This is a genomic window from Helicobacter sp. T3_23-1059 (assembly GCF_053654515.1).
In genome coordinates this window covers 1-1,957 of sequence record NZ_JBSIUV010000121.1, presented here as the reverse complement: position 1 = coordinate 1,957, position 1,957 = coordinate 1, and the positions used below count along the sequence as shown (strand labels likewise).

Here is a 1,957-nt window from a genome sequence, read left to right as displayed (position 1 = left end):
AATACAATTTGCGATAATATCACGCTTGTGCTGTGCCTTTTGCGCATCGCTCATCGTTTTATCAAGCGTTTCAAGCACCTGCATAATCTCACTCAAAATCCCCATAGGAAACGCACCAGAGCCAATGGCTGGGTCTAAAATCTTTAGATGAAAATGTGCGCTTATTGTTTTATTCTTGATTCTTTTTTATTTCTTTTTCCTTAAAATCCTGCAAATCTGTATAATGAGATAAAGAAAGCGAATGTTCAATATTTTTTAATTTCTCTTTATTTTCTTCTCTTCTGCTTGTTATAATTTCTCGCCAAGTAACAGCTTTTATTTTATAGTTTGGTTCATCAAATGTTGCTATCAATTCTTGTTTTGTTGATGATATACAAATGGCTTCTATAAAATTGATTGCATTGTTTTGTTTTTGTAGAGATTTTAATATTGTGATAACATACTTTTCAAAAACCTCATCTAGTATTTTCTTTGTAATTTCAACTTTAGGTGCTTTTAACTCAATCAACAATAATTTATTATCTTTTGTGCGTGGTATAAAAATATCGGGAATCTTTTTAAGTGCATTTTTATTATCAATGTCTATTGGCAATCCAACTTCTTTAAATATACCATTCAAAGAGCGGTCGCTAAAAACTAACGGTAAATCAGCATATTCTTCCCCAAATATCCATAAATTATTTTCTACAACCTTATGTAGTTCTGTTCTTTCTTTTGTGGTTTTCTTACCTTCATCTAATACCAAGTTTTCAAAATGTTCCAAAAAATCAAGCTTTCTTATAATGTCGTAATATTGCTTAACAAGAGTCAATATATCTATATTTTGTCTAACATAATTTAAAATCTTTTGTTGCTCTGCATCTAATTTAAACACAAGTTCTAAATTTGTAAGCGTATTAGAATGATTGTCAGATATGATTCCTAATAATGAGTTGCTAATATAGTCCACATTTTTCTTGTTTATATTTTGTTTGTTGATTATTAGTGGTAATGTTAAGATTTTATAAGCTTCATTTATTTTTTCCTTTATCATATTGTCAATATTATTTCTATGGCATAGTCCGCTATTTTCTACAAGATTATTAGCTATATTATCTCTATTTTTTAATAAAGACTTGAAAAGTAGCTCATCTAAATCGTCTTTATATGCTTCTTGCACTTCATCAATAATTGTTTGATATTCAAAGTCCATTTCAATCAACTCAGAATCTTCCTTAAAAATATCGCCTGTCAAAAATACAGTATGGCAATTAAATATTGACTTTCTTGAGCCAGAATTTAGCTTTCCCAAACAATTACCTTGCTTGTTAAACAAAAATGTATGTTTTTTGTCAATCAAATCTATTTCATCATTCCACACAATCATATCAGCGATAAACTCTTTGTTATGTGATAAATGGTAAGTCCGCTGTTCTATTTTGTCATCTATGTATTTTTCAGCATTTATTTTTTCATTGTTTATAAATATAGACACATTTTTGATAATTTTATCTGCAAATTCAACAACAATTTCTTTTTCCAAATCTTTTATTAACCTTTCAATGTTTCTATTGTTTATAAATTTTTCTCCAAGTCTAGCTATATAAAGTTGTGTATTTGTAGATTCACTATTATAGTTTGTTTGTTCCTTACTAGATACAAAAACAATATTGCCTTTATCTGCACTAAATGTTATGCAATTACTTGTTTGTTTTACGCTGGTATATAATTTAATGTTTGTAAATTTGCTTTCATCATAATCAATAAATTTTAGATATGAGTATCTGCCTTTACTTTTGCCACCTAATTGATTTTGTCTATAATCGCCACCTTTATAATGAGTCCATCTATCATTCATATAGTTGTCATTCATACAATCAAATCCATTGCCATCATCTTCGACAATTAGTGAAAAACTTTCCCCAATCATTTTATCCTTTTGGCAATTTTTAAGGCTCAAGACAACTTAAGCGGTTGA

At 28.5% G+C, this 1,957-nt stretch carries 1 protein-coding gene; it reads right to left on the bottom strand.

The window, feature by feature from the left end; genetic code table 11:
- Positions 1 to 169: 169 nt before the first annotated feature.
- The gene (locus tag ACWIX0_RS13405; RefSeq protein WP_454174484.1) at positions 170 to 1,909 is read right to left on the bottom strand and encodes a hypothetical protein; all 1,740 of its coding nucleotides are present in this window, start codon (positions 1,907 to 1,909) and stop codon (positions 170 to 172) included.
- Positions 1,910 to 1,957: the final 48 nt, after the last annotated feature.

Coding starts and splice junctions, on each gene's coding strand:
- ACWIX0_RS13405 (WP_454174484.1), bottom strand. CDS start 1,909: ATGATTGGGGAAAGTTTTTCACTAATTGTCGAAGATGATGGCAATGGA.